We start from the raw sequence: 25282 nt of genomic DNA on the forward strand, positions 1-25282 counted from the left end.
CTGCCGGCGACGGACATCGTGGCCAGCGGCAATGAGTGGCAAAAGTGCTTGTTTCTGTTGGGGTTTTCGAAACCCTCTCGCGAAAAACGCGATTGACAGAACGGCCGGATGCGGTAGAATGCATCGCCACACCGACCGGCCCGTCGCCGGCTCGGATGACCGCAGGTCGCTGCTTCGCAGCCCGCCTCGGGGTCGCCGAGCAGGGCTTGACAGCAGCGGCCGAATCGGTAGAATATCGCTTCCTCGCAGCGGCGTCGCAACAGCGACCAAAGCGAGACGCTCCACTCTTTAGAGAGCCAGGAGCCGCTCTTTAACAATCGATCAGGTAATTCATGTGGGCGCTTGTCGGTGAGGCGGTGAGAAGTCACCAAATCATCAAGGCAAGCGACTCGTCAAAGATCTTCGGGTCTTTTTGAGAACGTTTGAACCTTGAGCCAAGTTTGGTTCGCTTTTGTTGCCTTCGGGTGACAAGTAAGAACCACAATGATTTTAAACTGAAGAGTTTGATCATGGCTCAGATTGAACGCTGGCGGCAGGCCTAACACATGCAAGTCGAGCGGAAACGATGGAAGCTTGCTTCCAGGCGTCGAGCGGCGGACGGGTGAGTAATGCATAGGAATCTGCCCGATAGTGGGGGATAACGTGGGGAAACTCACGCTAATACCGCATACGTCCTACGGGAGAAAGCAGGGGATCTTCGGACCTTGCGCTATCGGATGAGCCTATGTCGGATTAGCTAGTTGGTGAGGTAACGGCTCACCAAGGCGACGATCCGTAGCTGGTCTGAGAGGATGATCAGCCACACTGGGACTGAGACACGGCCCAGACTCCTACGGGAGGCAGCAGTGGGGAATATTGGACAATGGGGGAAACCCTGATCCAGCCATGCCGCGTGTGTGAAGAAGGCCTTCGGGTTGTAAAGCACTTTCAGCGAGGAAGAAGGCCTGAGGGCTAATACCCTTCAGGAAGGACATCACTCGCAGAAGAAGCACCGGCTAACTCCGTGCCAGCAGCCGCGGTAATACGGAGGGTGCGAGCGTTAATCGGAATTACTGGGCGTAAAGCGCGCGTAGGTGGCTTGATAAGCCGGTTGTGAAAGCCCCGGGCTCAACCTGGGAACGGCATCCGGAACTGTCAGGCTAGAGTGCAGGAGAGGAAGGTAGAATTCCCGGTGTAGCGGTGAAATGCGTAGAGATCGGGAGGAATACCAGTGGCGAAGGCGGCCTTCTGGACTGACACTGACACTGAGGTGCGAAAGCGTGGGTAGCAAACAGGATTAGATACCCTGGTAGTCCACGCCGTAAACGATGTCGACTAGCCGTTGGGTTCCTTGAGAACTTTGTGGCGCAGTTAACGCGATAAGTCGACCGCCTGGGGAGTACGGCCGCAAGGTTAAAACTCAAATGAATTGACGGGGGCCCGCACAAGCGGTGGAGCATGTGGTTTAATTCGATGCAACGCGAAGAACCTTACCTACCCTTGACATCGTGCGAACTTTCCAGAGATGGATTGGTGCCTTCGGGAGCGCACAGACAGGTGCTGCATGGCTGTCGTCAGCTCGTGTTGTGAAATGTTGGGTTAAGTCCCGTAACGAGCGCAACCCTTGTCCCTATTTGCCAGCGATTCGGTCGGGAACTCTAGGGAGACTGCCGGTGACAAACCGGAGGAAGGTGGGGACGACGTCAAGTCATCATGGCCCTTACGGGTAGGGCTACACACGTGCTACAATGGTCGGTACAAAGGGTTGCGATACCGCGAGGTGGAGCTAATCCCATAAAGCCGGTCTCAGTCCGGATCGGAGTCTGCAACTCGACTCCGTGAAGTCGGAATCGCTAGTAATCGTGAATCAGAATGTCACGGTGAATACGTTCCCGGGCCTTGTACACACCGCCCGTCACACCATGGGAGTGGACTGCACCAGAAGTGGTTAGCTTAACCTTCGGGGGAGCGATCACCACGGTGTGGTTCATGACTGGGGTGAAGTCGTAACAAGGTAGCCGTAGGGGAACCTGCGGCTGGATCACCTCCTTAAACGACGACCGCCGCCTGCCGGCAAGTGCCCACAATGAATTACCTGATCGACCAGAGCAAATGACTGTTAGGGCGGATGTCCTATGGTTAGCCGGGTCTGTAGCTCAGTTGGTTAGAGCGCACCCCTGATAAGGGTGAGGTCGGCAGTTCAAATCTGCCCAGACCCACCAACATCAGCGACAAGTCTCAAGCTACAAGTGCCAAGGGCTACCATCGCAGCGTGATGGGTTTACTTGAGGCTTGAAGCTTGCCAGCTTGTTGCTGGGAAAGGGGCCTTAGCTCAGCTGGGAGAGCGCCTGCCTTGCACGCAGGAGGTCAGCGGTTCGATCCCGCTAGGCTCCACCATCTCCCCACGCCCCACCAAACAGTCAATTCCTGATCGGATCCACAGTCATAAGCCATCATCATCGACCATGATGACCGGTTTATGACTGTCGATTGACAGTCGCTCTTTAAAAATATGAATCATGCTGACAAATTGACGATACGTCTCAAGCGTATCCGGCAATTATCGTACCAATCGCGACCAGACCCCTTCGGGTTATATGGTCAAGCGATTAAGCGCATACGGTGGATGCCTTGGCAGCCAGAGGCGATGAAGGACGTTGTAGCCTGCGATAAGGTTCGGTGAGGTGGCAAACAACCTGTGACCCGGACATTTCCGAATGGGGAAACCCACTCATCACAAGATGAGTATCCTGCACTGAATCCATAGGTGCAGGAGGCGAACCGGGGGAACTGAAACATCTAAGTACCCCGAGGAAAAGAAATCAACCGAGATTCCCCAAGTAGCGGCGAGCGAACGGGGACCAGCCCTTAAGCTGGTGACTGGTTAGGCGAACGAGCTGGGAAGCTCGACCATAGTGGGTGATAGTCCCGTAGCCGAAAACCTGATCCAGTGAAATCGAGTAGGTCGGGGCACGAGAAACCTTGACTGAAGACGGGGGGACCATCCTCCAAGGCTAAATACTCCTGGCTGACCGATAGTGAACCAGTACCGTGAGGGAAAGGCGAAAAGAACCCCGGAGAGGGGAGTGAAATAGATCCTGAAACCGTATGCGTACAAGCAGTGGGAGCAGACTCGTTCTGTGACCGCGTACCTTTTGTATAATGGGTCAGCGACTTATATTCAGTGGCGAGCTTAACCGTATAGGGGAGGCGTAGGGAAACCGAGTCTTAACTGGGCGACCAGTCGCTGGATATAGACCCGAAACCGGGCGATCTATCCATGAGCAGGTTGAAGGTTGAGTAACATCAACTGGAGGACCGAACCAGGATCTGTTGAAAAAGATTTGGATGACTTGTGGATCGGAGTGAAAGGCTAATCAAGCCCGGAGATAGCTGGTTCTCCTCGAAAGCTATTTAGGTAGCGCCTCACGTATCACCGCCGGGGGTAGAGCACTGTTTCGGCTAGGGGGCCATCCCGGCTTACCAACCCGAGGCAAACTCCGAATACCGGTGAGTGCAGCGTGGGAGACACACGGCGGGTGCTAACGTCCGTCGTGAAAAGGGAAACAACCCAGACCGTCAGCTAAGGCCCCAAAATCCTGGTTAAGTGGGAAACGATGTGGGAAGGCTTAGACAGCTAGGAGGTTGGCTTAGAAGCAGCCATCCTTTAAAGAAAGCGTAATAGCTCACTAGTCGAGTCGGCCTGCGCGGAAGATGTAACGGGGCTCAAACCAGGTGCCGAAGCTACGGGTTCGTCGAATGACGAGCGGTAGAGGAGCGTCGTGTAAGCCGATGAAGGTGGGTTGAGAAGCCCGCTGGAGGTATCACGAGTGCGAATGCTGACATGAGTAACGATAAGGGGAGTGAAAAACTCCCCCGCCGGAAGACCAAGGGTTTCTGTTCGACGCTAATCGGAGCAGAGTGAGTCGGTCCCTAAGGCGAGGCCGAAAGGCGTAGTCGATGGGAAACGGGTCAATATTCCCGTACCTCACAGAATTGCGATGGGGGGACGAAGAAGGCTAGGTGAGCCAGGCGTTGGTTGTCCTGGTGAAAGTCAGTAGGCCGAGATCTTAGGCAAATCCGGGATCTCAAGGCCGAGAGACGAGACGAACAGACTACGGTCTGGAAGTCATTGATGCCACGCTTCCAGGAAAAGCCTCTAAGCTTCAGATTCTGTGAGACCGTACCCCAAACCGACACAGGTGGTCAGGTAGAGAATACCAAGGCGCTTGAGAGAACTCGGGTGAAGGAACTAGGCAAAATGGTGCCGTAACTTCGGGAGAAGGCACGCCGGCGTAGTGTGAACACCCTGCGGTGGAAGCACGAACCGGTCGAAGATACCAGGTGGCTGCAACTGTTTATTAAAAACACAGCACTCTGCAAACGCGCAAGCGGACGTATAGGGTGTGACGCCTGCCCGGTGCCGGAAGGTTAATTGATGGTGTTAGGCTCCGGCCGAAGCTCCTGATCGAAGCCCCGGTAAACGGCGGCCGTAACTATAACGGTCCTAAGGTAGCGAAATTCCTTGTCGGGTAAGTTCCGACCTGCACGAATGGCGTAATGATGGCCACACTGTCTCCACCCGAGACTCAGTGAAATTGAAATCGCAGTGAAGATGCTGTGTACCCGCGGCTAGACGGAAAGACCCCGTGAACCTTTACTATAGCTTCACACTGGACGCTGATGTTGCTTGTGTAGGATAGCTGGGAGGCTTGGAAACCCGGACGCCAGTTCGGGTGGAGCCAACCTTGAAATACCAGCCTGGCATCATTGGCGTTCTAACTCAGCCCCGTCATCCGGGGCGAGGACAGTGTGTGGTGGGTAGTTTGACTGGGGCGGTCTCCTCCCAAAGAGTAACGGAGGAGCACGAAGGTACCCTCAGCACGGTCGGAAATCGTGCAATGAGTGCAAGAGCATAAGGGTGCTTGACTGCGAGACAGACACGTCGAGCAGGTACGAAAGTAGGTTCTAGTGATCCGGTGGTTCTGTATGGAAGGGCCATCGCTCAACGGATAAAAGGTACTCCGGGGATAACAGGCTGATACCGCCCAAGAGTTCACATCGACGGCGGTGTTTGGCACCTCGATGTCGGCTCATCACATCCTGGGGCTGAAGTCGGTCCCAAGGGTATGGCTGTTCGCCATTTAAAGTGGTACGCGAGCTGGGTTTAGAACGTCGTGAGACAGTTCGGTCCCTATCTGCCGTGGGCGTCGGAAGTTTGAGAAGAGCTGCTCCTAGTACGAGAGGACCGGAGTGGACGCACCTCTGGTGTTCCGGTTGTCACGCCAGTGGCATTGCCGGGTAGCTATGTGCGGACAGGATAACCGCTGAAAGCATCTAAGCGGGAAGCCCCCTTCAAGATGAGACTTCCCTGAGGCCTTGCGCCTCCTAAAGGGTCCAGCAAGACTAGCTGGTTGATAGGTCGGGTGTGGAAGCGCTGCGAGGCGTTGAGCTAACCGATACTAATGGCCCGTGAGGCTTGACCATATAACCCCAAGGGGTTTGCGCGAAAGGTACGCGCCGGATACGTGAGACGATCCTCAACAGCATGATTCATAAGGCGGGTTGCGACACGCACGCAGCCGGCCACCGTTTACGCCTGACGACCATAGCGAGTGGGAACCACCTGATCCCATGCCGAACTCAGCAGTGAAACCGCTCAGCGCCGATGGTAGTGTGGGGTCTCCCCATGCGAGAGTAGGTCATCGTCAGGCACTTATATCGAAAAAACCCCGGGCACTCAGTGTTCGGGGTTTTTTCATGGGCATGGGGAGACCCGCTCTTTACCTCGTGGGGCCGCTTCGCGGTCCGGCCCCTCGCCGGCTCGGGGCGTTCGACCGCCCCCGTGGCGGTGCCACGAAGGGCCGGGCGGTCTCACCCCCATGCGAGAGTATCGGAGCGCCGACCGCCGGAGCCCGGCGCGATCATCGTCAGGCACTTATTCAGAAGCCCCGACCATTGGTCGGGGCTTCGTCGTTTGGGGGTCTCCCATGGATCCCGCCTGTCGGGAAGCGGCGGAAACCGCCTCGGCGGGCCCGAAGGGCGAGTCTCAGGATGAGACGAGTCGAGTAGCGGACGCCGCCCGCCGGAGCGCCGGCCGGATCCTCGTCAGGCACTTATTGAGAGATAACCCCAGCGTCGACAGAGGCTGGGGTTTTTTCGTATTCAGCCCCCGGTCTCGACAGAGATCGGGGCTTCGTCATTTGAGGCCCTGTGGATCTTCATGGAAGGTATGCACTGGTGTGGCTGGCTTACAAACCCATACAAAGGCTCGCCCTCGGCGAGTCGGGGGCTCTGCTATGGTAAATGGCGGTGCTATCCGTAGTGAGATCTCAGGAGGAGACGATGACAGGCATGATGCGTTACTTGGCGATGGCGGCCCTGGTGGCCATGATGGGGTTGGGCCTGGCGGCCTGCGAGGACGATCCGGGCCCGGCGGAAGAGGCAGGACAGAATATCGACGAGGCCATGGAAGATGCCGGAGAGGGCATCGAAGAGATGGGGGAAAGTCTTGAGGAGAGCGCCGAGGGGAGCTCCGGGGGGTATTGATTCAGGACTGTGGCAAGCAGCATGACCAAGGCCGGGCATTTGCCCGGCCTTGGTCGTTTCTACCCGTGAGGTATTGTCCTCAGGTGCCGGCGTTCTGTTCGATGCCCTGGAGGTACCAGGGAGCCTCGTCGCGGAGTTCGCGAACCAGGTGCCAGGTCTCGTTGAACTCGTTGTGTTCGCCGTTCTCGTCGATGATGCCGTGGAAGATCACCGTGGCCTCGGCCTGTTGGCCGATCTCCTGCACGCTACCCAGCTCGGCGAACAATCGCACGATCTCGGTGCGGTTATTGGCGGGGTGCTGGGCGCGCTCCTGGCGTAGCAGGTTGTAGAGCTCCGGAGTGACATACTCCTGGATCTGGGAGAAGTCGTTATTGTCCCAGGCGCGTTGCAGGGTCATGAAGTGCTCCTTGGCGCCGCCCAGGAAGCGCTCCCGGTCGAACCACTCGGGCTCGCCGGCCAGTCCGCCGAGGCTGCCGGCGGCCGGCATGGCGTCACTCTGGAAGGCTTGGGGCTGCGCCTGGCCCGGCGCCGGCTGAGCGGCCCCTGCCCCTGCCCCTGCTACGGCGGTGCGGCGGCGGGCCAGCAGCCGGAACAGCAGGAAGGCGATACCGGCGATCAGCAGCAGATCCATCATGCGCAGTTCATCGAAAGCGCCGCCGAAGAACAGGGCGGCCAGCAGGCCCCCGGCCAGCAGACCGCCGAGCATCCCCCCCATGCCGCGGCCACGCGAGGTGCCGGCGGCCTGATTGGGCGTCTGGCCCTGGGTGGCCTTGGCAGTGGTGGGCGGTGAGGCGGAGCGGGAAACGCTGCCGATACTGCTGCCGCCGCCCAGGCGACGGGCCTCGGCGTAGTCGACGGCCAGGCCGAAGCCGAGCACGCCGACCAGCAGCATGACGAAGAGATGGCGCATAGGGTGTCTCCAGGGTTGAAGGCTAGTGAGGTGTCAGAAAGTCTTGGGCCCTCTATTCTAGCCACTAGGCGTTGCGACGGAACCAATTATCGGGAGAGAGACCATGCGGCTGGAGCATGAGGAGAGCCTTTTCTTGATCATCGACCTGCAGAGTCGCCTGCTGCCGGTGGTCCACGGGGGCGAGCAGGCGGTAGCGGAGGCTGGCTGGCTGGGCGAGGTGGCCCAGGAGTTACAGGTTCCGGTGTGGGTCACCGAGCAGTATCCCGAGGGGTTGGGGGGAACCGACCCGCGCCTGGTGGAGCGTCTGCCGAAGGCCCGCTACTTCCAGAAAGTGCATTTCGGCGCCCACGATGAGGCGAGCGTTGCCGAGGCGCTGCGCGAGAGCGGCAGGCACCAGGTGGTGATCTGCGGCAGCGAGGCGCATATCTGCGTGATGCAGAGTGCCCTGGGCTTGCTGGATGCCGGCTATGAGGTCTACTGGTTGGTGGAGGCCACCGCCAGCCGGCGCCCGGAGGAGGCGCGGCTGGCCCGCGAGCGGGTCACTGCCATGGGGGCCATTCCGGTGAGCGCCGATATGGTGGCCTACGAGTGGCTGCAGCGCTGTGATGACGAGCGCTTCAAGGCGGTGCATCGGGGCTATCTCCGCGAACGCGCGGACCGCTCCCTGCGCTTCTTCTGAGTACCCTCAGGCCGCCCCTTCCGGGCGAGTGAAGACCAGGGTGTCGCCCTGCGAGAGGCCGGCATCGAAGCGGTAGCCGGCCACGTCGAAGGCCTTGAGCCGTTCGGGATCCTCCAGGCGCTGGCGAATCATCCAGGCGGCCATCAGGCCGCGGGCCTTCTTGGCATAGAAGCTGATGATCTTCAGCTTGCCGTTCTTCTCGTCCTTGAACACCGGGGTGATGACCCGGGCCTGCAGCTTGCGGGTATCGATGGCCTTGAAATACTCATTGGAGGCCAGGTTGACCAGCACCGGGGTGCCACTCTCGGCCACCGCCTTGTCCAGCTCGGCGGTGAGCAGCGGCTTCCAGAAGGCGTAGAGGTCCTTGCCGGCGGCGTTCTCTAGCCGGGTGCCCATCTCCAGGCGATAGGGCTGGATCAGGTCGAGGGGGCGCAGCAGCCCATAGAGGCCGGAGAGGATGCGCAGGTGTTGCTGGGCGAAGGCGTTGTCGTCGTCGTCGAAGCTTGCCGCCTCCAGGCCCACATAGACGTCGCCCTGGAAGGCCTGGGCGGCGGGTTTGGCGTTCTCGGGGGTGAAGGGCGGCGCCCAGTCGGCGAAGCGGGCGGCATTGAGGCCGGCCAGCTTGTCGCTGATGCCCATCAGCTCGCTGAGGCGCTGGGGGGAGTAATTGCGCAGGATCTCGATCAATTCCTGGCTGCGCTCGAGGTGGTCCGGCCGGGTATGGATTTGGGTGGTGGCCGGGGTCTCGAAATCCAGCGTCTTGGCGGGCGAGATCACGCTCAACATGGGGCGCTCCTGGGTCCTGGTGAAGGTGCCTCGAGTATATCAGGCGTCCGCCATGCTGGGGGCTATCGCGGCGATAGCCCCCGGTGGGCTCAGGGGCAGGGGTTGGGCAACTGCCGGTGCACCGCCTCGATGGCCTCCAGCACGGCGGGCTCGAGCTTCAGGGACTCGCTGGCCAGGTTGCTCTCCAGCTGCTCCATGGTGGTAGCACCGATGATATTGCTGGTCAGGAAGGGGCGGGAGTTGACGAAGGCCAGGGCCATCTGGGCCGGATCCAGGCCGTGCTCCCGGGCGATCTCCACATAGGCGCGGGTCGCCTCGGCGGCGCTCTCCGAATTGTAGCGCTGGAAGCGCTCATAGAGGGTCAGGCGCGCCTTGGGGGGCCAGTGGCCGTCGAGGTACTTGCCGGAGAGCACCCCGAAGGCCAGCGGCGAGTAGGCCAACAGGCCCACCTCCTCGCGGTGGGCGATCTCGGCGAGGCCGATCTCGAAGGTGCGGTTGAGCAGGTTGTAGGGGTTCTGGATGCTAGCCACCCTGGGCAGGCCCAGGCGTTCGGCCAGGCGCAGGCTCTGCATCAGCCCCCAGGGGGTCTCGTTGGAGAGGCCGATGGCGCGCACCTTGCCGCTTTCCACCAGTTCCTTGAGGGCCGAGAGGCTCTCCTCCAGGGACGTGCTGATTTCCTCCTCCTTGGGTTCGTAGCCCAGGCGGCCGAAGAAATTGGTGTAGCGGTCGGGCCAATGCAACTGATAGAGGTCGATATAGTCGGTCTGCAGGCGCTGCAGGCTGGTCTCTACCGCCTGGTGGATCTGCTCGCGGGTCAGGCGTGAGCCACCACGCAGGTAGTCCATGCCGGGGCCGGCGATCTTGCTGGCGATAATCACATCGTCCCGGGAGCCGCGGGCCTTGAGCCAATTACCGATGTAGGCCTCGGTGCGACCCTGGGTCTCGGCCCGGGGCGGTACCGGGTACATCTCGGCGGTATCGATGAAATTGATGCCGAAGGCCACCGCCCGGTCGAGCTGCTCGTGGGCCTCGGCTTCGCTGTTCTGCTCGCCGAAGGTCATGGTGCCCAGGCACAGGCGACTGACGTCGATTCCGGTGTCGCCAAGCGGTCGGGTCTGCATGCATCCACTCCTGATCTCGCGATAATCTAGGGCATGGTAGCCAGGCCCCGGGCCGCCGGCAAACTCAGTTGGCGCGGCGCAGGCCCTGTCGAGGGTTGAGTCGCCCTGACGAGGGGCGTATGCTTGCGGCCCGTTCGCCAGAACAGCGGGTTCTGGCGATGCAGTGACGCTTGGTTGCTGGCCTATGCTATATGAGGGGCCGGCCCATTTCTTCGCTATCCAGGAATGCAAGGTTGTTTGCCATGCCGCAGGCATCTTCACTGTTCACGCGCCTTGAATATCGACTGGCGGAGCAGCTCTTCCACATGCGCTGGTTGCCGCGTTCGCCGCGTACCCAGCGCTTGACTATGCATCTGTTTCAGCGCTGTGCCGATGCGGGCCACCCCGCCGCCCTGTCGCTTTATGGACATATGCTGTTTCACCGCGGGGTGTCCCCCCAGGACAAGGCGCGGGGCGCACGCTATGTGCTGGAGGCGGCACACGGTGGCGATGTGCGTGCCCAGTACCAGGTGGGCTGTATCTACGAGCACGGCTGTGCCCAGTACCCGCGTCGCGATGATAATGCCGTGACCTGGTATGCCCGGGCCGGCGAGGCGGGGCATCCCCTGGCCGCCGAGCGCCTGGCCGACGCCTATCGCAAGGGTGAGCTTGGGCTGGCGGTAGACGCCGAGCAGGCCGCCTATTGGCAATCCCTGGCCGATCGTCAGCTGGAGCCCGCCCTCTGGTCATCCCCCGACCTGCCGGATGCCCCCGCCGCGCGCCACTGAAGTCGACCCGGCGCCGCTAACCCAGTAGGCTGAAAAGATTCCCGGGCTCGCCATGAGCCCGGCCGCCCCTTGTTAACCAGAGGACGCCCGAGTGACGCTGCCGACACTGCTGGATATCGAGGCGTCCGGATTCGGGCGTGGTAGCTACCCCATCGAGGTGGGCATCGCCCGCGCCGATGGCAGTAGCTGTGCCTTCCTGATCCAGCCATTGCCGGAGTGGGTGCACTGGGATCCCAAGGCCGAGCTGCTGCACGGCATCTCCCGGGCGCGACTGGCCCGAGAGGGACATCCGGTGGATGAAGTGGCGCGTTGGCTCAATGATGAGTTGGCCCAGGTGGGGGTGGCCTATAGCGACAGCTGGGGCTACGACAATACCTGGCTATCCTTGCTCTTCCATCATGCCGGCGTGCTGCCGCGCTTTCGCCTCGAAGCCCTGCGACGCCTGCTCGACGAGCAGCAGCAGGCGCTATGGCAAGCCACCAAGGAGACCCTGGTGGTGGATCTGGGCATCCACCGTCACCGTGCCGGCGATGATGCCCGCCTGCTGCAGCAGACCTATGCCCGCACCCTGGGTCTCTCCCAGGGCCGGGCCGCCGACTGACCAAGCTCTTTTAGCCCGCCAGGCGCCCCTCCAGGGCGTCGAGCAGCGCCTGCGGCGAGGTCGCGGAGAGTAGCTGCTCGCGGGTACGCTGATCCAGGAAGCCCGCCGATACGGTGCCGTCCAGGAAGCCCAGCAGGGGCGCATAGAAGCCACCGCTGTCCAGGACGCCCAGGGGCTTGTCGTGGAGCCCCAGGTAGCGCCAGGTCCAGATCTCGAACAGCTCCTCCAGGGTGCCGATACCGCCGGGTAGGGCGATAAAGGCGTCCGCATGGGCGGCCATGGTGGCCTTGCGCTCGTGCATATCGGTGACTCGAATCAGCTCGCTGAGCCCCAGGTGGGCCTGCTCCCTGGCCACCAGGTGACGCGGCATCACGCCGATCACCCGGCCTCCCGCCGCCAGGGCCGCATCGGCGAGGCGCCCCATCAGGCCGACGCGGGCGCCGCCATAGACCAGGGTATGGCCGCGTTGGGCGATCAGCCGGCCCAGGGCCTCGGCGGCCTCGCGGTGACGGGGATCCTCGCCATCCCGCGAGCCCAGATAGACACAGATACTTGCCATGCATCACTCCTTGCGTGTGGGAAGCGGCACCTGGCCGCCACGGTCTTGGCGTGTTCGCAAACGCGGAAGGGGCACCCGGCGGTGCCCCTTCCCGATCGCCTCGCCGAGTTTAGCGACTGCTGCGGCTGGCGTCGCGACGCATGGCATCGCGCAGCAGCTTGGCGCCAATGACGCTAATGACCAGCATGCTGCCGATCAGGGCCAGGCTGGCGATCACGTGGGTATCGAAGTACATGGGCGGGTCTCCATTCGAAGGGGGTCAGGGGGAGGGGAAATCAGGGCAGGCAGTCGGCGACGCCGTACTCGGCGTCCAGCCACTGGCCGATAATATTGTCGCCACCCAGGTGGTGGGCGTACTGGGTATGCAGGCAGCGCACCTGATCCCAGTTGGCGATGCCGCCGATACCGCGGCGACGCAGCAGCTCCGCATAGCCCAGGCGCTCCGCCTCGGCCTGTTGGGCGGCGCTCATGGAGGCCCAGCGGCGTGCCACATAGTCCTCGTGGCTGCGGTGGTAGGCGGCCAGGAAGTCGTGGTCATCCTGGAGGCGCGCCTCCAGGCGCTTGATTACCCCGGCGGCCTCGATATGCGAGAGCTCCACCTTGAGGCGCTCGGAGCAGAGCCAGAAGAGGGTCGGAAAAGGCTTGCCGTCGACCAGCGAGTGCATGCGCAGCACCAGGGGGGTGCCCTCGCCGTCGGTGGCGGTCACGGCCTGAATGCCGCGGGGGGCGCGGCCGAGTTGCTCGGTGATGATCGCCAACTGGCGCTCATCGGGAATCTGATCGGTGGGGATCACCATCTTGGGGGTCTCGCAGAAACTTGTTCGAGCGCCCCACGGCACGAAAGAAGGCTTGATTGAGCTGGGCCGGCGTGGGCACATAGCGCCACTGCCGTTCACAGTAGTCGAGGGCCCGGGCCATCAGCGCATCGTAGAGGCGGTTGAAGGGGGCATCATAATCGTAAGGGTCGGCCCCGAACAACCGGATATGGGGATAGTCGGCGAAACGTTCCACGAAGTAGCGCTCCAGATCCGCCTCCACGGCGCGATGGGTGGCGCTATTGTCGGGGTCGAGCCACAGGTTGTAGCGGATGGCCATGGCGGGCTCCCATCCCGGGTCATATGCCTATGACAGCATGGCGCCGATAATGGCTCAAGGCCGCGCCAGGTCGACGAAGCGGGCCTGGCACAGTCGCGCCAGGTCGGCGGGCGCCAGGGTCACCTCCAGGCCGCGCTTGCCGGCGCTGATATGCAGCTCCGAGAGCGTCTCGGCCCGGCGGTCGATCAGGGTCGGCAGGCGCTTCTTCTGCCCCAGGGGGCTGATGCCGCCGACCACATAGCCGGTGGCCCGCTGGGCCTCCTCGGGGTTGGCCATCTGGGCTTTCTTGGCCCCCGCGGCCCGGGCCAGGGCCTTGAGGTCGAGCTGATCGGTTACCGCCACCAGGGCCACCGCCAGGCGACCGTCGTCGAGGCGCGCCAGCAGCGTCTTGAAGACGCTCTCCGGGGGAAGGTCCAGCGCCTCGGCGGCCTCCAGGCCATAGGCGGGGGCCCGCGGGTCATGGGCGTAACTCAATACCCGATGGGGGATGTCGGCGCGCTCCAGGGCACGGATGGCCGGGGTCATGGCGTGGCCTCGGCGAGGGTGTCATGCAGGTGCTCTGCCAGGCGCTGGCGCAGTTCGCCCTCGATGGGCAGCGAGCGTTTGGCGGCGTGGTCATAGTGCACCATCACGGTATGGCCGCGGGCGCCGAGCCGTCCCCCCTGCCAGGCCTCCTGGGTCACGGTGAGAGAGCTGTTGCCCAGCCGCGTCAGGTAGGTGCGAATCTCCACCGGCTGGCCATAGAAGAGCTCGGCCAGGTACTCCACCTCCAGCTTGGCCAGGATCAGGCGCCACTTGCGGGGATCCAGGTCCGGCGTAAAGAGGCGAAACAGCTCGGTGCGGGCCTGCTCGAACCAGACCGGCAGCCGGGTGTTGTTGATATGGCCCAGGGCATCGGTGTCGGTGAAGGCTGGGGTGAGGTCGGTGGTGAACATGGCGGTTTCCTTGGCGAAGAAAGTGCCAGCATTAACCCGAGCAAACGCTAGGTCAAGTCGACATCAGACTGAGGTACGGCTAGATCAGCCGTAGCCCCTGGCGATCGGTCCAGGCCGCCTTCAGGGCCTGAGCCAGGGGCTCCTGCAGGTGCGCCGGCAGGGCCGCCAGGGCGCTGTCGAAGTCGGCGAAGTCGCGGTTGCGTAGCCAGCAGTAGGCCCAGGCGCAGGCCTCGTCGAAACTCTCCGGGGTGGGATGGGCCGGCATCTGCACCAGCAGGTAGGTGGCCGTCTTGGCGGCCCAGAGTGGAAGACTCTCGGCGGCCTCGGGGCGGCTCCAGGCGGCCAGCTCATCGGCGCCGGGCGTGGCTTCCGGCTCGCCGAGCTTGGCGACCCGCGCCGTCTCGGCGAGGATCAGGGCCAGGCGCTCGGGATCGCCCTGGCCCAGCCGGCGCCACTGGTCGATCAGGGCGGGCAGGCCACGACGGACCTTGGCGTAGAAGGGACTTTCCTGCATGGTCAAACCCTTATAAGTGGTGCAATGGCGCCAGCAGTGAACTGACGAGGAGCAGACATGGCCTTCGATTTTGCCACGCCCATCGAGCGACGGCACCCCGATCCCCGGGGCGCCGACTGGCCGTCCCAGAAATGGCACCGCTACGGCGAGGAGGTGCTGCCGCTCTGGGTCGCCGATATGGACTTCGCCTCGCCGCCGGCGGTGATCGAGGCCCTGCAGGCCCGGGTCGCCCATGGGGTCTACGGCTATGGGTTGGTGCCCGCTAGCCTGCGCCGGGCCCTCTGCGACTGGAGCGCCAGGCACTATGACTGGACGATCCTTCCCGACTGGCAGCACTGGCTGCCGGGGGTGGTGCCGGCCCTGCAAGTGGCGGCCCTGGCCCTGACCGAACCCGGCGAGGGCATCCTGACGCTGACGCCCATCTACCCGCCCTTCCTCAAGGTGGCCGAGCGTAGCGGGCGGCTGGCCCAGCAGGCGCGGCTCGCCGAGCCGACGGCCCCCGGCGAGCCCTGGCGCCTCGACCTGGCGGCCCTGGAGGCGGCCATTACCCCCCAGACGCGGCTGCTGCTCTGGTGCCATCCGCATAATCCCACCGGCCGGGTCTGGTGCGACGAGGAGCTGGAGGGCCTGGCGGCGCTGGTGGCTCGCCACGACCTGCTGGTCGCCTCCGATGAGCTGCATTGCGACCTGCTGCTGGAGGAGGGCGCCCGGCATCGTCCCCTGGCGGCGGCCTATCCCGAGCTGGCGGCGCGCACCGTGACGCTGTGGGCGCCTTCCAAGACCTTCAATCTGGCGGGGCTGACCACCGCCTGTGCGGTGATCCCCGACGCCGAGCTGCGGCGGCGCTTCGTGGCGCGCTGCCGGGGCCTGCAGCCGGATATGAATGTGCTGGGCATGGTGGCGGCGGAGGCGGCCTACACCCGGGGCGAACCCTGGCGACAGGCATTGTTGGCGGTGCTGCGCGATAATCGCCGGCGCCTGGTGGCGGCGGTGGCCGGCTGGCCCGGCGTGTCGATGGCGTTTCCGGAATCCACCTACCTGGCCTGGCTCGATATGCGTGAGGCGGGCCTCGGCGACTCGCCCCAGCGGGCATTGCTGGAGCGGGCCGGGGTGGCGCTCTCCGACGGGGCCGACTTCGGCTGGCCGGGCTTCGTCAGGCTCAACTTCGGCACCACGCCGACGCAACTGGTGCAGGCCATCGAGCGACTCGATACGGTGCTGAAATAGCCGGCGGCCGCCCTGAGGCGGCCGCCATGGCGTCTTCGGGCGACTCAGTAAAGCAGGGCGAAGAGCTTGCGGCGATAGGTGACGGTGAGGGGGTGTTCCGCGCCCAGGGCGTCGAAGACCCGCAGCAGGGTCTGGCGGGCGGCATCGTCGCCGTAGGCACGGTCGCGCTTCATCAGCGCCAGCAGGGCCTCCAGGCCGGCCTCATAGCCGCCATCGGCCACCTGGCGCAGGGCGCGCTGGAACTGCGCCTCGCTATCGTCGCGGTCGCCGAGTGCGGCGAGGGCCTGGTCATCGGGGGCCTCTTCGCGGAATGCCAGGCTGGCGCGTACGCCGCGGGCCCTGGGGGCGTCGCGGTGCTCGGGGGGCAGGTTATCGAGCAGGGCCTTGGCATCCTCGGGGCGCCCCTCGGCGAGCAGGGCGCCGGCCAGCTCGATCTGATAGTCATGGTGCTCGGGGTGCTGCTGCACCAGCTGCTCATAGAGCGCCCGAGCGGTGGCCGCATCGCCGGCTTCCAGGGCCGCCCTGGCCTGCTCCTCGGGACTGGCCGGCGCTTCCGCCGGCGGCTGCAGGTACTGCCCCAGCCACTCGCGGATCTGCCCCTCCGGCAGGGCGCCCTGGAACTGATCATAGAGCTGCCCCTGGAGAATCAGCTTGACGTCCGGCACCGAGCGGATGCCCAGCTGCGCCGCGATTTCCTGATTTTCGTCGATATTCAGCTTGGCCAGCACGAAGGCGCCCTGATACTCCCGGGCCAGCTTCTCCAGCACCGGCATCAGGTTCTTGCAGGGTTCGCACCAGGGAGCCCAGCAGTCCAGCAGCACCGGCGTCTGCATCGACCCCTCCAGCACCACCTGCTGGAAGTTGCTCATGTCGATATCGACGATATAGGCGCTGGGGTCGGCCTGAGATTGCGGGCTCGAGGCTTGCGGCTCGGAGGAGAGGGGGGCACCGCTGCGCGGGTCGACGATCTGCATGGGGTCTGCCTTGTGAATCACGGGTTTCCTCACAAGATGCGGGTGATGGGGGTGGGATTCAAGGTCGGAGGGGAGACATGGCGAGAAAACCCAAGGCGAGACGCGATGCTCGTTGGCGACGACATGGGGCCTGGGGGTTGCCGCTTCAGTGGCGGAGCCTCCTCCTCGGGCGCCACGGATAGCGTATACAAGGAATAAACGAACCAAGGGGGATTGGTCGCGGGGAGCGGACTGAGTCGGCGACCTTCCCGGGCTGGTGAAGAGCCGAGCCCAATGCTTTTCTCTTAAAGCAAAAAGGCAGTCACCTTGTTAGGTAACTGCCTCTTCTAAATGGGTAGCGGGGACCGCCGACCTGGAAACCAGAGTGAACCGATGACGGTCATCGGTTCAGCAACGAAAAAAGCCGATCCCCTAAGGAATCGGCCTTTCTCTGTGTTTGGTAGCGGGGAGCGGACTGAGCCGGCGACCTTCCCGGGCTGGTGAAGAGTCGAGCCCGATGCTTTCTCGCAAAGCAAAAAGGCAGTCACCCTGTTAGGTAACTGCCTCTTCTAAATGGGTAGCGGGGACCGCTGGCCTGGAAACCAGAGTGAACCGATGACGGTCATCGGTTCAGCAACGAAAAAAGCCGACTCCCTAAGGAATCGGCCTTTCTCTGTGTTTGGTAGCGGGGACCGGACTGAGCCGGCGACCTTCCCGGGCTGGTGAAGAGTCGAGCCCGATGCTTTCCCGCAAAGCAAAAAGACAGTCACCTTGTTAGGTAACTGCCTCTTCTAAATGGGTAGCGGGGACCGCTGACCTGGAAACCAGAGTGAACCGATGACGGTCATCGGTTCAGCAACGAAAAAAGCCGACTCCCTAGGAATCGGCCTTTCTCTGTGTTTGGTAGCGGGGACCGGATTTGAACCGATGACCTTCGGGTTATGAGCCCGACGAGCTACCAGACTGCTCCACCCCGCATCAACGTGATGCACACTATACGGATTTTATGACGCACGTCAAGCGTTGATAGGGCGCATGCAATGAAACGCTCGTCCTGTTGTGGCGCGGCATCACATACTGGTCGGGCAGTCATCATCTTGACTCGCGGGTCGACGACACTGTGGCCACCTTTCGAGGTACCGCGTCGTTATTCAGGGCCACTAATACAAGGGAGTTATTCTATGACCGATACTGCACCCGTCGCTTGGGTCACCGGGGGCACCGGTGGTATTGGCACCGCCATTTGTCGCGCCTTGGCCAAGGAGGGCTATCGGGTCGTGGCGGGCTATCATAACGCCGAGAAGGCCAAGGGCTGGCTGGCCCAGCAGCAGGCCGACGGTTTCGACAATATCACCCTGTCGGGCATCGATCTGGTGGATTACGCCTCCTGTGAAGCCGGGGTCCGCGAGATTCGCGAGCAGCATGGCCCCATCAGCGTGCTGGTCAACTGTGCGGGGATTACCCGGGACGGCACCCTCAAGAAGATGAGCCCCGAGCAGTGGCACGAGGTCATCGATACCAACCTCAACAGCGTCTTCAATACCTGTCGCAGCGTGATCTCGGACATGCTGGAACAGGGCTATGGGCGAATCGTCAATATCTCCTCAATCAATGGCCGCAAGGGGCAGTTCGGCCAGGTCAACTATGCGGCGGCCAAGGCGGGGATGCATGGGCTGACCATGTCCCTGGCCCAGGAGACCGCCAGCAAGGGCATCACCGTCAACACCCTGTCGCCGGGCTATGTGGCCACCGATATGATCATGAAGATTGCCGACGAGATCCGTGACGGGATCCGTCAGGGGATTCCGGTCAAGCGCTTCGGTACGCCCGAGGAGATCGCCCGGGCGGTGGTCTTCCTGGCCGACAAGGAGTCGGGCTTTATCACCGGCGCCAACCTGGATATCAACGGCGGCCAATTTATGGGCTGAATCGCCGGCTGGCGATCGTCAACAAAACGCGAGGCCCAGGCCTCGCGTTTTGCGTTGGGAGCATTCAAGGAGGGGGCAGGTGCCACAGCCGGGCCAGCAGGGTATCGAGGTCATGGACCTCCCGGGCCCAGAGCTCGGCGGGGATCGGGCCGGTGGCGAGCAGCTCCCGGAGCACGGCATGCACCTCCTCGGCCCGGGAGAGCTCGCGGCCGCGCCCCTCGTTGAGGCGTTCCACCTGGATCGCCAGGCGCAACGGCTCGTCCTGCTGCCCCACCGGCTCGCCGGCCAGTAGGGCCAGATGTACCCGCAGGCGGATCAGTTGCTCCTCCACCTCCTGGGTAGAGGAGGGCTGGCGGCGGGCGGCATTGCGGCGCTCATGGGCCTGGCGCATATCGCCTTCCAGGGTTGCCGGCTCGGGCACCTCGGCCGATGACTCGCCGGCGAGGGCCTGGGCATCCGCCGCCAGGTGGGCATCCAGCAGTGGGCGCAGGGCCTGCCAGCGCGCCACCTCTTCGCTGACCGCCAGGCGCAGCAGGCGCTCGCGGCGGGCGCGCACGATACCGCTCCAGCGTCGGCGCATGCCTTCGCTGCGTCGTCCCGAGGGGAGCGGCTCCAGGGCCTCGGCCTCGGCGATGGCCCGGTCCAGGGTCTCGGCATCGCCGCTGACCTGGGGCTGCCAGGCATCGAGGCGGTCGATCAGCGTCTGCATGGTATCCAGGCGCGCCTTGGCGCGCCGGGCGAGGTCGTCTCGCTCCGCCTCCCGGTGGGCGAAGAGTTGGTCGCAGAGGCCGCGGAATTCCCGCCACAGGATCTGCTCCTCGCCCTTGGGGGCCCGGCCCAGGCTCCGCCAGCGTTGCTGCAGGCGCTTGGCCTCGGTGGTGCGGCGATCGATGGGGGCCGCGTCATCGAGCAGCTCCCGGGCGGCGTCGATCAGCTCGCGCTTGGCGCCGGCGATCTCCTGGGCGCGGCGGTCGATCAGCCCCTGCAGGTCATGGCGGATACGCCCGAAGCGCCGTCCGATGCTCTCGGCCTGTTCCCGGGGCACCGGCGAATGGTGGCGCCACTGTTCCCGGGCCCGGTCACGGATCTCGCGCAGGGCATCCGGATCCGCCGCCGGGTCGGGGTGCGCCAGCAGGGCTTCGAGTTGCTCGCAGAGGGCCTCGCGGGCCTCCAGGTGGCGCTGGCGCTCGGCCTGACGCGCCGACTTCCAGGGTGCCAGGCGCTCATGGATGCGATCCGAGGCGGCCCGGAAGCGCTCGGCGAGATCACGGGTGGCGGCGGCGCTACCCAGTTCCTTCCACTCCTTGACCAGGCGGCGATGCTGGTGGTCCAGCTCGCGATCACCGAGTTGCGTCTCCTCGGCCAGGGCCTCGATGGCCTGGCAGAGCTGATCGCGTTTGGGGCCGGCCACGAAGCCACGCCAGTCGCGCAGTTCCGCGAGCTGGGCAGCGAGTCGCCTGAAGCGTGCCAGGGCGGGGGCGTAGGCCTCCCCGGAAACGCCTTCCAGGCGGTGACGCAGGCTCTGGTGCAGCCGGCTGGCGCCCTTGAAGGCGCCCCGCTCCAGCAGGTGCTGCAACTCGTCCAGTTCCTTGTCGAGCCAGGCGAGGGAAGGCTGTTGGTCCGCCTCGGCGGCGTCGCTTCGCTCGAGGGCGGCGCGGGCGCGCTTGAGCAGCGGCGTGGGGGGGAGGTGGTCGGGCCAGGGACAGTCGGCCAGGGCCGCGGCCAGGGCCGCCGGGTCGGCCTGGGTCAGCGCCTCCTCGATGGCGGCGGTCGGCCCTCGAAGCCCCTCCCAGGCCTGGGTGATGGTGTCATAGTCGCTCAGCGCCTGGTCGTAGCGGCGGCGCAGATCGGCGTCCGGGACATGCTGATCGGAGAGGGCCTGCCAGCGGGTCGCCAGCAGGCGCTTCTGGGACTGCAGGCTGGCGATATCCTGGGCGGTCAGCAGGTCGCTGCGCTGGAGGGCCGAAAGGCTCTCTTCCAAGGCCTCGACCAGCTCGCGACGGACCTGGTCTGCGTCGGCCTGACGCTGAGTGGCGGCTTGATGCGCCTGATGGCGTGCCTCATGGTCGCTGAGGATCTTGCGGCAACGTAGGCAGGCCTCCTGGTAGCGCAGCTCCTGGGCCCGGCTGGGGGGTGACTGGAGGGCTTCCCATTCCCGCTGCAGGTGGCGGAAGCGTCCGCCGAAGAGGGGCTCCCAGGGCGCCTGGGCCTGCTGCTCGACGGTCTCCAGCAGTCGCTCCCGGGCGGCCAGGGCCTCCCGCGCCTGGCTCTCATTGGCGCGCAAGGCGGCCAGTGCCTTGCGCGCCTGACGGGCCACCTGCTTGTCACGCCGGGCCTCTCGGGCCAGGCGTGTCAGTCCGGCCTCGCTGGTGATGCGCTCGGCGGCGGCACGCCGCACGCCGGCGATGCCGTTGTCGCAGGCCTGGCGAATCAGTCGGGCTTCGTCGTCGATTCGCGCCAGGGCGGCCAGACGCAATTGCTGGTTATCCCCCTCGAGCGCCAGGGCCTCCAGCAGGTCGGCATCCTCGAGGGTCTCGACCAGGGGCAGGCGTTCGGCCAGGGGGAGGTCGCCATCGCGACCGCTCAGTAGCTCCACCAGGCGGTGGCGCAGCTCCTGGCTGGCGGCCTCGTCGCCCAGCCAGGCGAGCAAGGGGCGAGGGGCAACGAGGCGCGATAGGGCGGCCTGCCGCACGCCGGCATCCGGGTCGCGCGCCAGTCGCGCCAGTTGCCGATGTTCGGCATCCTTGCCGGGCTCCAGCCTGAGGGCGGCCTGGCGGCGTATCTCGGGGTCCGGATGCTGCCAGCGTGGCGCCAGCCAGCGGCGCAGCCAACCCGAAGCAATCCATCCTGACATAATGGGTGGGGTTCCTGAACGAGTCGGTCGCGGCCAGGAGGCCGCAACGCATCAAGGGGCAATGTCACTTAATCTAAGCATGCGATATGTCACGGCGAAAGTCTCCTCGCACCAACGGCTTGGCGGCTTGCCGACGGATTGCGTGGAGATCATCGGTTGCAGGACTCGGCGCACTCGCTTAGCTTTACTCCCATTATCCGATGCGGAGTCCGGCGATGAGTCTGAAGGCGGATCGGGCCAGCCTGGCCTTTTCCTTCAAGGGGGGCATGCTGCCCATGACGGTCATGGAGCTGACCAGTGCCGACCCTGAACACATTCGTGAGCAGTTGGCGGGGAAACTCAGCCAGTCCCCGGCCTTTTTCCAGCACACCCCGGTGGTGCTCAGCGTGGAGCGGCTCGAGGAGCCGCATCTGGCCCTGGAGCGTATCTGTGCGGTATGTCGTGCCCACAAGCTGCTGCCGGTGGCGGTGCGCGGCGGCAGCGATCCGGTCAAGCAATCGGCCTGGGCCCTGGGGCTGGGCTGGTTTCCGCCCCAGGAAGCGCGCGGCCGGCCGCTGGAGAGCGTCCCCGCCAGTGAGCCCGAGGTCGCCGAGCCGGCTCCCGTCGAAGGCGGTGCGTCCCTCCCGGTGGGGCGAATCTACCGCGGCACGGTACGCTCGGGCCAGCAGGTCAGCGCCCAGGAAGGCGACCTGGTGGTGATCGGGGCGGTCAATGCCGGTGCCGAGGTGTTGGCCGCCGGCAGCGTACATGTCTATGGCGCCCTGCGGGGTCGCGCCCTGGCGGGCATCCATGGTAACGCCGCGGCGGGCATCTACTGCCGCGAGCTGCATGCCGAACTGCTGTCGGTGGCGGGTAGCTACAAGCGGCTCGAGGATATCGACCCGCACCTGCTGGGCACCGCCGTGGAAGTGCATCTCAGCGATGATCAACTGGCGATCGCCGCCCTGAGCTGACGTCAGGCGATGTCAGAGTGGATGGCGAGCCAATCGGGAACCTAATCTGCAACAGGAAGCGTAACTTGGCCAAGATCATTGTAGTGACCTCAGGCAAGGGCGGGGTCGGCAAGACCACCAGCGCCGCGGCCATTGCCACCGGCCTCGCCCTGCGAGGCAACAAGACGGTGGTAATCGATTTCGATGTGGGGCTGCGCAACCTCGACCTGATCATGGGCTGTGAGCGCCGCGTCGTTTATGACCTGGTCAATGTGATTCAGGGAGAGGCGGGCCTGGCCCAGGCATTGATCCGTGACAAGCGGGTCGACAACCTGCACATCCTGCCGGCCTCCCAGACCCGCGACAAGGATGCCCTGACCCCGGAGGGCGTGGAGAAGGTGCTGGAGACCCTCTCCAGCGACTTCGACTATATCCTCTGCGACTCCCCCGCGGGCATCGAGCGGGGTGCCCAGCTGGCCATGTACTTCGCCGACGAGGCCATCGTGGTGACCAATCCCGAGGTCTCTTCGGTGCGTGACTCCGATCGCATCCTCGGCCTGTTGGCGGCCAAGACCCGCCGCGCCGAACGGGGCGAGGAGCCGGTCAAGGAGCATCTGCTGATCACCCGCTATAACCCGGAGCGGGTCGATTATGGCGATATGCTGACCCTGGAGGATATCCGCGAGATCCTGGCCATCGACCTGATCGGCCTGATTCCCGAGTCCGAGGCGGTGCTGCGGGCCTCCAACCAGGGCATCCCGGTGGTCCACGATCAGAAGAGCGATGCCGGCCTGGCCTACACCGATACGGTCTCCCGGCTGTTGGGCGAGGAAGTCCCGCTGCGCTTCCATGAAACTCAGAAGAAGGGGCTGTTGAGCCGTATGTTCGGAGGAGGTCGCCGTTGAAACTCCTGGATTTTTTCCGTGGTGAACGCAAGAAGAGTGCCTCGGTAGCCAAGGAGCGACTGCAGATCATCGTCGCTCACCAGCGTGGCCAGCGCGATCAGCCGGACTATATGCCGATGCTGGAGCGAGAGCTGCTGGAGGTGATTCGCCGCTACGTCAAGGTCGATCGGGACGCGATCAATATCAGCTTGGATAAAGATGACGACTGCTCGATTCTCGAGCTGAACGTGACCTTGCCCAAGGGCTGACCATATCAGCCTGCTCTGGTTTCGACCCAGGATGACGACGGCCCGATTCTCGAGCTGAATGTCATTCTGGCCAAGGGCTAGCCATAGCGGTTGGCCGCGAGAGTCCCGTTGCCGGGTGGCCATGGGCTGAGCCCGGCGGGTGTCTATGCTAGGCTGGGCCTTATTTCGGCCCTGTCTGGAGATCGTCCATGGCGCAGTCCGTCGCCGCACCGCGCACCTTTCTTTGGCATGACTACGAGACCTTCGGGGCCGATCCGCGCCTGGATCGCCCTTCCCAGTTCGCCGCCATCCGCACCGATGCCGAGCTCAACGAGATCGGCGAGCCGCTGACCCTCTACTGCAAGCCGGCGGACGATTACCTGCCCCACCCCCAGGCCTGCCTGATCACCGGCATCACGCCCCAGACGGCACAGCGTCGTGGCCTGCCCGAGGCGGAGTTCGCCGGCCGGGTCAATGCCGCCATGAGCGAGCCGGGCACCTGTGCGGTGGGTTACAACAGCCTGCGCTTCGATGACGAGGTCAGCCGCCACCTCTTCTACCGCAACCTGCTCGACCCCTATGCCCGGGAGTGGCAGAACGGCAACTCCCGCTGGGATCTGATCGACGTGGTGCGCGCCTTCCACGCCCTGCGCCCGGAGGGGATCGAGTGGCCGAAGCGCGAGGATGGTACCCCCAGCTTCCGCCTCGAGGACCTCACCGCCGCCAACGGCATCGAGCATGCCGGGGCCCATGACGCCCTGGTGGATGTGCGCGCCACCATCGCCCTGGCGCGGCTGTTGCGGGAGTGCAATGGGCGCCTCTTCGACTATCTGCTGGGGCTGCGCAACAAGCGCGAGGTGGCGCGCCGCCTCGACCTGGCGTCCCGCAAGCCGCTGCTGCATATCTCCCAGCGCTACCCGGCCAGCCGCGCCTGCGCGGCCCTGGTGATGCCCCTGGCGGAGCATCCCAGCAACCCCAACGGGGTGATCGTCTATGACCTGGCGGAGGATCCGGAGCCGCTGCTGACGCTGAGCCCGGAGGCGATTCGCGAGCGGGTCTTCGTGGCCGCCGACGAGCTGGCGGAAGGCACGGCCCGGGTGCCCCTCAAGGTGATCCATATCAATCGCAGCCCGGTGATCATGCCGGTGAGCTTCCTCAAGGACGTCAATGGGCCCCGGGCCGGTGACTATGGCGATATCGTCGAGGGCATGGGGCTCGACCTGGCGGCCTGTCGGCGCCACTGGAAGCGCCTCCACGAGGCGCCGGAGGCGGCCCGCAAGGCGGCCCAGGTATTCGCCGAGGCACCGCCGGAGGGGCCTCGGGATCCCGATCTGATGCTCTACTCCGGGGGCTTCTTCTCCCCCGCCGACCGCCAGCAGATGCAGCGGGTGCGGGACAGCGACCCCTGGGACCTGGTGGCGGCGCGCTTCGCCTTCCAGGATCCGCGCCTGGAGGAGATGCTGTTTCGCTATCGGGCGCGGAGTTACCCGGAGACCCTGAGCGGCGAGGAGCAGGCCCAGTGGGAGGCCTATCGCTGGAACCGCATGAACGATGCGCGCCTCGGTGGCCTGACCCTGCAGGGCTTTGCCCGGGAGATCGAGCGGCTCAATCAGGTCAGCCTGGACGACCGTCAGCGCCAGATCCTCGAGGAGCTGGTGATGCATGTGGAGGCGATCGTGCCGCCCCAGGCCTTCGACTAGGGAGCGGGGGCAACCAACAACGCCCGACCCGGGAGAGCTCCCGGGTCGGGCGTTTTTCTTG

22 protein-coding genes, 3 tRNA genes and 3 rRNA genes are annotated in these 25282 nt (G+C 64.4%); 15 read left to right on the plus strand and 13 right to left on the minus strand.

Annotation, left to right across the window (positions count from 1 at the left end; genetic code table 11):
- Positions 1-491 precede the first annotated feature (491 nt).
- The 6 genes from ACZ5EF_RS00985 to ACZ5EF_RS01010 all read left to right on the plus strand — a co-directional run bounded on the left by ACZ5EF_RS00985 (position 492) and on the right by ACZ5EF_RS01010 (position 6528).
- Positions 492-2031, plus strand: a 16S ribosomal RNA gene (locus ACZ5EF_RS00985).
- A gap of 93 nt (positions 2032-2124) precedes the next feature.
- Positions 2125-2201, plus strand: a tRNA-Ile gene (locus ACZ5EF_RS00990).
- Positions 2202-2300: 99 nt separating this feature from the next.
- Positions 2301-2376 (plus strand) — tRNA-Ala (locus ACZ5EF_RS00995).
- Positions 2377-2578: 202 nt separating this feature from the next.
- Positions 2579-5466, plus strand: a 23S ribosomal RNA gene (locus ACZ5EF_RS01000).
- Between the two features lie 111 nt (positions 5467-5577).
- Positions 5578-5693: ribosomal RNA gene (gene rrf, locus ACZ5EF_RS01005) — 5S ribosomal RNA — on the plus strand.
- Together the 16S, 23S and 5S rRNA genes with 2 tRNA genes alongside form the textbook arrangement of a ribosomal RNA operon.
- A gap of 631 nt (positions 5694-6324) precedes the next feature.
- Complete coding sequence (locus ACZ5EF_RS01010; protein WP_346062898.1) at positions 6325-6528, plus strand: hypothetical protein; 204 nt, start codon at positions 6325-6327, stop codon at positions 6526-6528.
- Between the two features lie 79 nt (positions 6529-6607).
- Here the strand turns inward: ACZ5EF_RS01010 and ACZ5EF_RS01015 are convergent, their stop codons facing one another.
- Positions 6608-7438 carry a Tim44 domain-containing protein gene (locus ACZ5EF_RS01015; RefSeq protein ID WP_346062897.1) on the minus strand — a complete coding sequence of 277 codons (831 nt, stop codon included), beginning with the start codon at positions 7436-7438 and terminating at the stop codon, positions 6608-6610.
- Between the two features lie 103 nt (positions 7439-7541).
- Between ACZ5EF_RS01015 and ACZ5EF_RS01020 the strand changes: the two genes are divergently transcribed.
- Positions 7542-8117, plus strand: coding sequence for an isochorismatase family protein (locus ACZ5EF_RS01020; RefSeq protein WP_346062896.1), 576 nt, complete (start codon positions 7542-7544; stop codon positions 8115-8117).
- A 6-nt stretch (positions 8118-8123) separates the two neighbouring features.
- On the opposite strand, the gene yaaA is transcribed toward ACZ5EF_RS01020, so the two are convergent.
- Together yaaA and ACZ5EF_RS01030 are read right to left on the minus strand one after the other, a co-directional pair.
- On the minus strand, positions 8124-8903 hold the full coding sequence (yaaA, locus tag ACZ5EF_RS01025) for a peroxide stress protein YaaA (RefSeq protein ID WP_346062895.1): 780 nt from the start codon (positions 8901-8903) through the stop codon (positions 8124-8126).
- Between the two features lie 89 nt (positions 8904-8992).
- The gene (locus ACZ5EF_RS01030; protein ID WP_346062894.1) at positions 8993-10024 is read right to left on the minus strand and encodes an NADP(H)-dependent aldo-keto reductase; all 1032 of its coding nucleotides are present in this window, start codon (positions 10022-10024) and stop codon (positions 8993-8995) included.
- Positions 10025-10266: 242 nt separating this feature from the next.
- Here ACZ5EF_RS01030 and ACZ5EF_RS01035 point away from each other — a divergent pair, with 242 nt between their 5' ends.
- A complete protein-coding gene (locus tag ACZ5EF_RS01035) occupies positions 10267-10791 on the plus strand; it encodes a tetratricopeptide repeat protein (protein WP_346062893.1) in 525 nt (174 codons plus the stop codon).
- 91 nt (positions 10792-10882) lie between these two features.
- The gene (locus ACZ5EF_RS01040; RefSeq protein WP_346062892.1) at positions 10883-11392 is read left to right on the plus strand and encodes a 3'-5' exonuclease; all 510 of its coding nucleotides are present in this window, start codon (positions 10883-10885) and stop codon (positions 11390-11392) included.
- Positions 11393-11402: 10 nt separating this feature from the next.
- Here the strand turns inward: ACZ5EF_RS01040 and ACZ5EF_RS01045 are convergent, their stop codons facing one another.
- From ACZ5EF_RS01045 to ACZ5EF_RS01075, 7 genes are all read right to left on the minus strand, one after another.
- Positions 11403-11951, minus strand: coding sequence for an LOG family protein (locus ACZ5EF_RS01045; protein ID WP_346062891.1), 549 nt, complete (start codon positions 11949-11951; stop codon positions 11403-11405).
- A gap of 109 nt (positions 11952-12060) precedes the next feature.
- Positions 12061-12186, minus strand: coding sequence for a hypothetical protein (locus tag ACZ5EF_RS01050; RefSeq protein ID WP_346062890.1), 126 nt, complete (start codon positions 12184-12186; stop codon positions 12061-12063).
- Positions 12187-12226: 40 nt separating this feature from the next.
- Positions 12227-12748, minus strand: coding sequence for a DUF501 domain-containing protein (locus ACZ5EF_RS01055; RefSeq protein ID WP_346062889.1), 522 nt, complete (start codon positions 12746-12748; stop codon positions 12227-12229).
- Complete coding sequence (locus tag ACZ5EF_RS01060) at positions 12717-13046, minus strand: hypothetical protein (protein ID WP_346062888.1); 330 nt, start codon at positions 13044-13046, stop codon at positions 12717-12719. The genes ACZ5EF_RS01055 and ACZ5EF_RS01060 overlap by 32 nt, the downstream gene beginning before the upstream one ends.
- Positions 13047-13100: 54 nt before the next feature.
- Complete coding sequence (gene ybaK / locus ACZ5EF_RS01065; RefSeq protein WP_346062887.1) at positions 13101-13571, minus strand: Cys-tRNA(Pro) deacylase; 471 nt, start codon at positions 13569-13571, stop codon at positions 13101-13103.
- Positions 13568-13981 carry an acyl-CoA thioesterase gene (locus tag ACZ5EF_RS01070; RefSeq protein ID WP_346062886.1) on the minus strand — a complete coding sequence of 138 codons (414 nt, stop codon included), beginning with the start codon at positions 13979-13981 and terminating at the stop codon, positions 13568-13570. The genes ybaK and ACZ5EF_RS01070 overlap by 4 nt, the downstream gene beginning before the upstream one ends.
- Before the next feature lie 79 nt (positions 13982-14060).
- Positions 14061-14495: a hypothetical protein gene (locus ACZ5EF_RS01075; RefSeq protein ID WP_346062885.1), complete on the minus strand. Its 435-nt coding sequence runs from the start codon at positions 14493-14495 to the stop codon at positions 14061-14063.
- Between the two features lie 57 nt (positions 14496-14552).
- Between ACZ5EF_RS01075 and ACZ5EF_RS01080 the strand changes: the two genes are divergently transcribed.
- Positions 14553-15722, plus strand: coding sequence for a MalY/PatB family protein (locus ACZ5EF_RS01080; RefSeq protein WP_346062884.1), 1170 nt, complete (start codon positions 14553-14555; stop codon positions 15720-15722).
- Between the two features lie 44 nt (positions 15723-15766).
- Here ACZ5EF_RS01080 and ACZ5EF_RS01085 read toward each other — a convergent pair whose 3' ends face one another.
- Positions 15767-16696: a co-chaperone YbbN gene (locus ACZ5EF_RS01085; RefSeq protein WP_346062910.1), complete on the minus strand. Its 930-nt coding sequence runs from the start codon at positions 16694-16696 to the stop codon at positions 15767-15769.
- An 880-nt stretch (positions 16697-17576) separates the two neighbouring features.
- A tRNA-Met gene (locus ACZ5EF_RS01090) sits at positions 17577-17653 on the minus strand.
- A gap of 203 nt (positions 17654-17856) precedes the next feature.
- On the opposite strand from ACZ5EF_RS01090, the gene phbB reads away from it, so the two are divergent.
- Positions 17857-18603: an acetoacetyl-CoA reductase gene (gene phbB, locus ACZ5EF_RS01095; protein ID WP_346062883.1), complete on the plus strand. Its 747-nt coding sequence runs from the start codon at positions 17857-17859 to the stop codon at positions 18601-18603.
- Between the two features lie 64 nt (positions 18604-18667).
- On the opposite strand, the gene ACZ5EF_RS01100 is transcribed toward phbB, so the two are convergent.
- A complete protein-coding gene (locus tag ACZ5EF_RS01100) occupies positions 18668-21457 on the minus strand; it encodes a DUF349 domain-containing protein (protein WP_346062882.1) in 2790 nt (929 codons plus the stop codon).
- 215 nt (positions 21458-21672) lie between these two features.
- On the opposite strand from ACZ5EF_RS01100, the gene minC reads away from it, so the two are divergent.
- The 4 genes from minC to sbcB all read left to right on the plus strand — a co-directional run bounded on the left by minC (position 21673) and on the right by sbcB (position 25221).
- Complete coding sequence (gene minC, locus ACZ5EF_RS01105) at positions 21673-22410, plus strand: septum site-determining protein MinC (protein WP_346062881.1); 738 nt, start codon at positions 21673-21675, stop codon at positions 22408-22410.
- A 65-nt stretch (positions 22411-22475) separates the two neighbouring features.
- A complete protein-coding gene (gene minD, locus ACZ5EF_RS01110; RefSeq protein WP_195860529.1) occupies positions 22476-23294 on the plus strand; it encodes a septum site-determining protein MinD in 819 nt (272 codons plus the stop codon).
- Positions 23291-23542, plus strand: a complete 252-nt coding sequence (gene minE / locus ACZ5EF_RS01115) for a cell division topological specificity factor MinE (RefSeq protein WP_195860530.1) — start codon at positions 23291-23293, stop codon at positions 23540-23542. The genes minD and minE overlap by 4 nt, the downstream gene beginning before the upstream one ends.
- Positions 23543-23730: 188 nt before the next feature.
- A complete protein-coding gene (sbcB, locus tag ACZ5EF_RS01120) occupies positions 23731-25221 on the plus strand; it encodes an exodeoxyribonuclease I (protein WP_346062880.1) in 1491 nt (496 codons plus the stop codon).
- Positions 25222-25282: the final 61 nt, after the last annotated feature.

The organism is Bisbaumannia salifodinae (genome assembly GCF_055388505.1).